This window comes from Kaistella sp., from assembly GCF_049588135.1.
In the GTDB taxonomy this organism is placed as follows: Bacteria; Bacteroidota; Bacteroidia; order Flavobacteriales; family Weeksellaceae; genus Kaistella.
In genome coordinates this window covers 1-9043 of the sequence record NZ_JBAVFG010000118.1, presented here as the reverse complement: position 1 = coordinate 9043, position 9043 = coordinate 1, and the positions used below count along the sequence as shown (strand labels likewise).

At 31.6% G+C, this 9043-nt stretch carries 6 protein-coding genes; 1 reads left to right on the top strand and 5 read right to left on the bottom strand.

The window, feature by feature from the left end; translation table 11 throughout:
* The 3 genes from WBY99_RS06730 to WBY99_RS06720 form a co-directional block, all read right to left on the bottom strand.
* Positions 1-520, bottom strand: a 520-nt coding sequence (locus WBY99_RS06730) for a GLPGLI family protein (RefSeq protein ID WP_423975565.1), incomplete at its 3' end; no start/stop codon positions are given.
* A 62-nt stretch (positions 521-582) separates the two neighbouring features.
* Positions 583-786: a hypothetical protein gene (locus WBY99_RS06725; RefSeq protein WP_423975564.1), complete on the bottom strand. Its 204-nt coding sequence runs from the start codon at positions 784-786 to the stop codon at positions 583-585.
* Between the two features lie 158 nt (positions 787-944).
* Entirely contained in the window at positions 945-1172 is a 228-nt protein-coding gene (locus WBY99_RS06720) for a hypothetical protein (RefSeq protein WP_423975563.1), read from the bottom strand.
* Positions 1173-1451: 279 nt separating this feature from the next.
* On the opposite strand from WBY99_RS06720, the gene WBY99_RS06715 reads away from it, so the two are divergent.
* Complete coding sequence (locus tag WBY99_RS06715; protein ID WP_423975562.1) at positions 1452-3179, top strand: AraC family transcriptional regulator; 1728 nt, start codon at positions 1452-1454, stop codon at positions 3177-3179.
* 305 nt (positions 3180-3484) lie between these two features.
* Here WBY99_RS06715 and WBY99_RS06710 read toward each other — a convergent pair whose 3' ends face one another.
* Complete coding sequence (locus WBY99_RS06710) at positions 3485-8563, bottom strand: helicase-related protein (protein WP_423975561.1); 5079 nt, start codon at positions 8561-8563, stop codon at positions 3485-3487.
* Positions 8556-9043, bottom strand: a 488-nt coding sequence (locus WBY99_RS06705; RefSeq protein ID WP_423975560.1) for a hypothetical protein, incomplete at its 5' end; no start/stop codon positions are given. The genes WBY99_RS06710 and WBY99_RS06705, both read right to left, overlap by 8 nt.

Genomic DNA, 9043 nt, shown 5'->3' with positions numbered 1-9043 from the left:
AGGCTAAAATAACCAGTCCGTTCAATCCAATAATTTTCCACGGACCAAAATTATTTAAATTATTTTCTAAATAATAAGCTAACCATTGTCTTCCACAAATATTTGCGATAGCCAATCTTGCCTTTTTTCCATTTATGCTTCTGTATTTGTTTGTTATTTTCCATTTTGGCAAACTAATTTTATTTTGGATTAGAACTTTATTGTCACAAGAAACATCATATAAAAGTCCTGTGAAAGTTTTATTCTTGAAGTTGAAATAATATTTTTTTTCATCTTCACAAATTGTTCTTGTTGAAAAATTAACAGCCTCATCACTTTCCAATTTTGGGGACATATCAATTATTTTTTTTAATTGAAAAAGTGAAGTTTGATTAACTTTGTCAATCAATAAACTTGCATCAGCAACAAAGGAATACCCATTTTTATGTTTGTTTAATGTATATTCAATATCAACAGTAGATTTATTATTTTGACTTTTTATTAGAGTGCAAAATAAAATAAGTATTAAAAATTTATTCATTTATTTTTTTTTAAATCAACTGATTAATCTAAGAATTGATTAATCAGTTGATACAATTAATGCTAAGGAACAACTACAACTGGTGGGCAAGTTACTTGAACATAATAAACATTGCCAAAAAGATCTTTCATTTTTTTGACACATATTGTTCCAGCAATTTTAACTGATTTAACAGATGTTGGAGACGAACCGACCGTGCTTTTTGCACTTAAGCTCCCTGTTACACCAGCTACTGCGAAAGTAGCTACTAATAATAATTTTTTCATAATAAATTTTTTGTCCCCTTTTGTTTTAGTAAGAAGCAAAGTCGGGAACTTTATTCTTTGCTACTAGTTAAAGAATTAATTTACATTTATCTATAATCTGTTTTCATTTATATTGCGCACTACAAAATCCAGCAGATGATAAATCATTTTTTTAAGAACTACCATTTGATCTCATCTTTCTTTGGAGGATCTCCCTCTGCATCATTTACCGTATTTGAAGTGTCTAATGAAGTATGATTTTCTGTTTTGATTTCCAAAGAATCTTTCTTTAATTTTGCATTAACGTAATTTGTTTCTGGTACAGCCGTTAATTCTTCTGTTTCTCTACAACTCGCTACTGAAACTAATACAGCAAATGCTGCTACCCAAGAGATAAACTTTTTCATTATAATTTTGTTTTTGAAGTTTATCCCGGCGCCGGGAGATTTTTTTTTATTGAATTCTTATGTCAAAAGTATCTGGATAGTGGTCTTTAGACAAAAGAAGTATGTCCTAATCAGTCAATTGACGAATTGTGACGTCCTAATTGAGAAATTAGGACGGGTAAAACATTGATATTTTGCAGATTAGATAAAAAAACGTTTTTTCACAAAATCCATAAATTTTAATACAATCTGAACCATTTTGATTATTTTTGGAAACCAAACACAATCATATTTCTTAAAATGCATCTCAAAAAAATTATTTTATATCTTTTCTATGTTTCTCTCTTTTTTTCTTTTGGAAAAATAAACGGACAAGAAGCTTATGATAAATTGCGAAGTAAATATGAAAACTTAAGTGAGAATGACGGGTCTGCTCTTCAGCATATTAATCTTTTCATCCAAAAAGCAAAGCAAGAAAAGAACAGAACACAATTAGTACAAGGATACAGGGATGGCACTTTTTTTTCATCCGATAAATCCCTAAAAATAAAATATGCCGATAGTGCTATTATTTCTGCGAAAGAAACAAGTGATAATAATTTAATTTCTACTACCTATTTACTGAAGGGGAGTTTATACTACTTTTATTACAAAAATTATCCGGCTGCATTGACAGAATACCTAAAAGCATATGATTATTCTAAAAAAGGAAATGATGATTACCTGAAGTATAAAATAGTGTATCAAATGGGATTAGTAAAAAGCTATCTAGGATATTATGATGAAGCTCTGGAATATTTTAAAGAATGCATTGTTTATTTTGAACAAAAAACCAAAGAAAAAAATCACCCTAATCAAGTTTATAATGACACTAAAGGTTATCTGAATAGCATGCATCAAGCAATCGCCTGTTACCAAAAAATTAATAAATATAAAACAGCAGATTCAATAATTAATATCGGGTTCAATTTTACGGATCAATCCAAAGATTTCCCTTTGGAAAATGCTTATTTTCTGAAATGCAAGGGTATTTCGGATTATTACCATAAGAATTACAAAACAGCCGAGGAAAGTCTTACCAAAGCATTGTCGGTTCTGAAAAAGAATGATGATGTTTACTGGACTTCTGTATCTGATTTTTATATCGGTAAAAGTCTTTTGAGCATGGATAAAAAAGACTCTGCAATTAAGCAGTTTGAAAAGGTAGATTCTATTTTCCGAAAAAGACAATTTATCTTTCCCGAATTACAGGAAAACTACGAATTACTTATTTCATATTCTCGAAGGAAGAATGAATATCAAAAAGAATTATCTTACACGAATGATTTACTGAAAGTGAATAGCATTCTGAAAAAAGACTTCCCCTTCCTTTCTTCTAAAATACATAGAGGGTTTGATAATCAAGTTCTTGTGGAAGCGAAAACCCAACTGGAAAAACGAAGTAAATGGAGCTTAGTAGTTATTTTGATACTTACTGCCATTATTGGAATGCTGTCTTTTTGGGTCTGGAGATATTATCAAAATGAGAAACTAATAAAACAGAAATATTCTGATCTTGAGAAAAAACTGCTAGAGCAAAATAAAAACTCAGTTTCTATTTCTTATGAGAGTATTTCCGCACAAGGAAAATCCATTATCAGTGAAGATATTTTTTCGGAATTATATAAAAAATTAAAGGATTTTGAAGAGAATAAAGGCTTTAATGAGAGTGGTCTTACGATTGAACAACTTGCAGATAATTTTGCTACCAATAAATCCTACCTTTCTCAGTATATTAATGATACCAAAGGGGTGAATTTCAGCAAATATCTTTCTACACTTCGTATTAATTATATTACACAATTAATGTATGACAATCCGAAATACCTTCGTCTAAAAGTTCAAGGATTAGCAGAGGAATGCGGAATCGGTTCCCGTCAGAATTTCTCTGACCTGTTTCAGGAAATCAATGGAATACGACCAACTGATTTTATAAAACAAAGGAAGAAAGAATTGGAAGACGGAAATATTTCAAATGTTAAATCTTAACTTGAATCTTAAGTTTTAATTTATTCTTTCACTTGTTTTCTATATCATTACTTTCAGACCAATCAATTTTTCTTTTTCTATACCGTAAAAATGTAAACAGGCGTCGTGTATCCTTAAAAATTTCATCAAAAGTAGCTGATGGAATATTATTTTTGTGTGCAAGTTTCTCCGAAATTTTACCCGATTCAATATTCCTTCTGCTGATGACTGTCGATTTTTAAACCAAAATCAAGCTTCCAAAACCAGATAGCGTTTTCAAATTTGTTCGATAAAATAAGGTTCCAATTTATTGGGGGTAAAAACATTCATCTTTTCCTAATCATAGATATTACGCATTCTTCATTTAATAAATTTTTGGTTTCTGAATTATTTTTAAAATCCTTTATCTGATTTTTTTTAAAAAGAGAAAAATTCTCATCCCCTCTTTCCCTCACATAATCCTTATTCTCATTAGCTTCAAGTTGCTTCTCTTTTTCCAATTGATACAAAGCCACCAAATTCTCTCTCATCTCTGGAAGTTCTTCCAACTTTTTATCTAATTCCGCAATTTTATCCTCAGTAATTTTGGCTTGATATTCTATTTGAGAAATATCTATTCCTTTCTGAGCTAAATTTTCAATTACTTCTTGAACTTGAGCTTTATGTAGATTAATCGTTTTTTGGTAAGATGGCAATTGGGTTGCCCAATATTCAGAATTTCCGTCGCCATTTTTCGAATAACCCTCAATTCTATTGTAAGAATGTTCAGCTTTTGTAACCAACTCTTTTACTTTCAAAACATCTTCATATTTTCTTAATACAAAAGCACTATCGGCAAGGAATTTATTTTTCTCACTTTCAATCTTCCTTTTGATGAGTTCGATTTCTATATTGGCTCTGGTTTCTGGATTGGTAATGATGGAAGTTTTTAATTCCTGAGCACTAATGTCTGAAACATCCAAAACATCGGCTCCTTTTTTCATCGCTTCCAAATATCTTGATTGTTTTGCCTGTAATTTTTGAAGCATAAAAACATCAATGCTATCATTGGTCAACATAAAATTCACCCGCACATTTTCATTCTTATTTCCCTGTCTCCACGCTCTTCCTTCAACTTGGCGTAACGAGGTGAAATTGTATGGCAAAGAAAGCATATACACATCCGTCGTATTTTCTTGCAGATTCATTCCTTCTTGAATCGCTTCACTACCAATAACCACTTTTATTTTTCCAGAATTAAAATCATCTTGGATAGAAATTCTATTTTTCTTGCTTGTTGCACCAGTAATAATTCCAATTTCCTCTGGTTTAAATCCAATTTCATTAATAAGATACTCCTTTAATTTGGGGAACTGTGCAACCGCTAATTCAGAATAGATAATTTGCCCGGACTGAGGAATGTCTTTTTTATTCTGCTTAATTAAATCCATAGTTTGTTTCAACTTCGTTGATGATTCAATAAATTCTTTCAAACTTGGTTCTTCGTCCTCATAATAAGGTGACAAATACGGTGAAATTGCAATCAGTCGAGCATTCAAAATATGCGTCAAAATTGCGCCTTTCTCGGTTTGATTAAAGTTTTCATTCAATAAATCATATTGCTCTTTCGCCAGATCGTTTTGCTCGATTTTATATTCTTTATTGATTTTATTTGGGCGTTTCAGTTCCGGGTTATCTTCTTCACCTTTAATGTCAATAAACTCTGATAACAACTGCTGAAACAAAGAATTATTCTTAAATCTTCGAACATTGGCTTTATATTTCACATCACCTTTCGCATCGATTTCCATATCATTATCCGCTTCCATAAAAGTTTCAAAGAATGTATTCACATTGAAATATCCCGATTCTTCCAAACGTTTATTTGCAACTAAAGATAAAATCGAATAATATTCTAAAGGCTTGTTGGTAAATGGCGTTGCAGAAAGCAAAGTAACATTTCTTCCATCTTGTGTATCTTGAATATATTGCGCTGCCATCCAAGTATTGATTCCTAATTTCGAGGTTTGCTGGTTCTGATTTCTAAAGTCAGATGAAAATCGTCGGTCTTCAATTTTTACTTTTCCTACAATGTGATTGGCATTATGAACTTCATCAAAAGTGAAATGATCAAAACCAAAATCTTCCCAATCATAGATTTTTCCACGCTTCATTTTTCCCTCTACTTCTTTTTCTTTCTGTAAATCAATTTGGTTTTCTCTTTCCGTATTGGTCACACTTTTCATCTCACTGATGGAAATGTAACTGAATTTTGAAGCCAATTCTTCGGTGATTTCTGATGAAAATCCAATATTATTGAAACCTTCATAAGTAACAATGGTAATTTCACCGTCTTTATTATCAAATTTTGAAAGGTCGAAATCTTTCCCCAAATTCCCTAAAACATTCACTTTAGCATTGGGAATGGTTTCAAAAATGGTTTCTACCCATTGTTTCAGAATACTATCATTCGGAACTACGATGATTGGTCGTTTCGCATTTCCTCGTTCCATGGCTTCGTGCATTGAAAGAATTCCGGAAAGTGTTTTCCCAAAGCCAACTTCGTGTGCAAGTAATCCAACTCCTTTTGTAGTTTGTCTGCCGATTCCTGCTTTTTGAACTTCTGTTAATTTTAATTCTTTTCCTTTGAAATTTTGATGAATTTTAGAAAATAAAGGAAATTTCGAATAATCCGGAACGTGAATATTATTGTAATTTCTATTAAAATCTTTTACGAAACGTTGGCGAAGATCTTCTGGCAATTCTTCGCGAACAAATTTTTGAAATAAATCATTGGCTGCGGCTTTTCGTCTTTCTCTGACCAACCCATTTCTTTCTTTATCGCTACCAGTAACCGTTTCATTATCTACAAAACTTTTAACTTCCCAAGCTGAAGAACCTGCGAAAGCTTCACTAGATAAAGTGCCGACAAAATCTTTAAATTTTTCTGCAAGATTGTAGTCAACAATTACTATTTCTGAACGTTTTGTTCCATAATTATAAGTTTCTTTTTCAATTTGTCCTAATTCAAATTTTTGTACAAATTCGTGGTTTGGACTTATTGAAATCTGATCAAGTGTTTTAGGTTTTGGCAGCACCCTTTCTAACAATGATTTTTGCTTTTCGTATTGCTTCTTTTCAAGTCCACCTATTCCCCAATCTTCACTGTAATCTTTTTCTAATTGTTCCAGCTTTTGATATATATTCCCTTCTGCATAGTAAAAATCATGAATGTATTCTTCCTTATAATAATTCGCAAAATCAAAATGTCTTGAAAAGTTTTTTATCCTACCATCATAAGAAGTAGCTTTGAATGAAGCTATTTCCTCATCGCTAAGCTCAGAACTATTTTGCAAAGAAGAATTTACAATTTCATCCTTTTTTGAGAATTGATATTTTAAAATACCTTTCTTTATTTCTGGTTTTGTTTGGATTAAATATTCCTTCTCCGTTTTCGTATTGTGAATAGAAATTATTCTATCGCTTTTTTCAATTAGCGCTTTTAATTTCTCCTCCGAAAACGATTTGGGTTTTATAATTAAATCTTCGTGAAGCTTTTCATATTTCCTTAATTCAGAAGTAATTGTGGGAGATTTAAACTTAATCTCATTGAGTTTTGAAAGTACCAATTCAATTTTTTCTTGAGCTTCAGTTACATTGAACTTATTTTTATTTTGGTTTTCAATCTTCTTAGAATCTTCGTTTTTTGTTTCCGTATTTTCCAAAAACAAATCTTCAAACAGATTGCCGATTCTTTCGGTGTTTTTTTGAGACAGAATTTTTGCGATTTGCAAAAGAGCATCATCAAGATTACCTGAAACATAAGTTTCCAATCTTCCGAACTGATTACTTCTTTCTTTTATTTCGCCTAAAACTTTCTCATGCTTTTGCTCGAAATATCTTGAAATATCCTGATTTTGCTTTTGAGAATTTTTCTTTAGAATAATAATATCTGTTCCGATTTTAGTACCGAAAAACGCACCAGAAGGCAATCGGAAAGCGTGCGTAATTTCAGCTCCGTTCAGTTTTTTCTGTCTGTTCAGCCAAGATGAAGGAAGAACCATTGCAAAAATTCCTTCGTCGTTCAGAACGTCCAAACTTCGCTTTACGAAATAATCTTCATATTTGGAAATATTGGGTTCTTCACCTAAACCTTTATAAAAACCACGATGTTCACCGTAAGGAGGATTTCCGATGACTAAATCATATTTTTTCGAAACCTCTTTTTTGCTTCCATTTTCATTAATAAATTCGGTTTCAAAAGATCTTAAATTAACATCAATTTCGGGGTGAAAAATTTTAGTAATTTTCGCAGTAGTTTCGTTGATTTCGAAAGCGGTAACATTTGCTTTTGTTCCTAAAGCTTTTGCGGCATAAACGAAATTTCCTGTTCCTACACTCGGTTCTAAAACAGAAATTTCATTTTTATCTTTAAATTGATTTTTGATTAAATTTCGGACGACATCCACAATTTTTGAATCGGTGTAATATTCATCTAAAATCCCTCTGCCTTCTTTCGCTGTTCCGCCACTTTTGAATTGATTACAAATATCTTTTAAATCATCGGTGATTTTTAGATTTTCTTTTAATAGAATTTCATTGTTGCCAGAAACAAAACAAGCTGCGGAAACTACTTCCGCAACCTGTTCGTTGGCGATTTTATGAAAGCGATATTTTGAAATCAGAAGGTCTAATTCCTCAATACCTGTTATTAAATTTAATATTCCGACCAGGGAATTTTCTCCTTCTTCATTTTCTCGAACATCATTTTGTTGTGGGCTAATTGCGGATCTTCCTCCTCGTTCTCTTCCCAAATCGAACCGCTCTGAGATTGCAAGTCCATTTCCAGCATTGTTGCTGCCCAAAGTTTGTCCACTTCCTGAATTTCCGTTTTGCTCGGATTGGCTGTTTTCGCTAAATTTTCCAGAATTTCGTTCAGAAAATCCGGATCCCAAGTGCTGAGTGTCGGGAATTCCATTTGATTTAATAATATTGTTTTCATTTTCTGGAGTTTTTAACTCAACTAATTTAGTATTTTTATTTTGAAGATGAAGTTTATTTTTTAGATATTCTCCCAGATTTTGATTTCCATTTTCAGAAATTCCGTACAATAAACGGATGTCTTTGATGTTTTTGTTTTGCAACGCTACTAGAATTTTCTCGGTTGCTGCATTTCCTCTTCTATTACCAGTTAGGCAAAGAAATATTTTGCCTTCAAAATCCTGATATCTGTTGAGTAATTCCTTCACATTTTCAGTAGAATTCAAAGTAATAAGCGTCCTGTCATTGGTTTGATTATTCAATTTCAGAAGCTCTAAAAATGAATAAATATCACTCTTATTTTCAAAAACAATGAGTTCGTTTATAGTTCCCTGCATTATGGAAATTTCATTTTCAGAAACGGGATAGTTGAACAAATTATTCACTTTTTCTGTTTTTAACGAAACGGTTAAATTCAAAAATTTCCTTGGCTTCGTTGTCCCATTTTTTTCTTGGCATTAATTGAAGCGTAACAAAAATATCATTCTTTTTATTGTAGGAATCAATCCGTTCAAGCCTTCCATGATAATCTTTTTCAGCATGTTTGTAAAGAGAATACGGTAAAATGGTATCGGTTGGATAAATGTAAAAACGGGTATAATTCCAAGGTGAATTCACTTCAAATCGCTTGTACTTTTTGTTGAATAAAACCGTGTCGGTTAGATTTTTTCGGTTTTTATAATTCGGAATCCGGTCTTTTGAAAAAAGCGCACCTTCTTTCTTGTTTTCCACTAAAAATGGTTTTTGTTTTTTTGAAATTTCTGAAAATACAATGCTGTTACTTTTTTCTATATCAAGAGTGTAACACAATGAATCTTCGATGTAATAAATTTTATTGGTAATTTCTGGAAAAGTGAAATCTGGAA

Excerpts from the sequence above, each read along its gene's own strand:
- WBY99_RS06715 (WP_423975562.1), top strand. The coding sequence starts at position 1,452 with ATGCATCTCAAAAAAATTATTTTATATCTTTTCTATGTTTCTCTCTTT.
- WBY99_RS06720 (WP_423975563.1), bottom strand. The coding sequence starts at position 1,172 with ATGAAAAAGTTTATCTCTTGGGTAGCAGCATTTGCTGTATTAGTTTCA.
- WBY99_RS06725 (WP_423975564.1), bottom strand. The coding sequence starts at position 786 with ATGAAAAAATTATTATTAGTAGCTACTTTCGCAGTAGCTGGTGTAACA.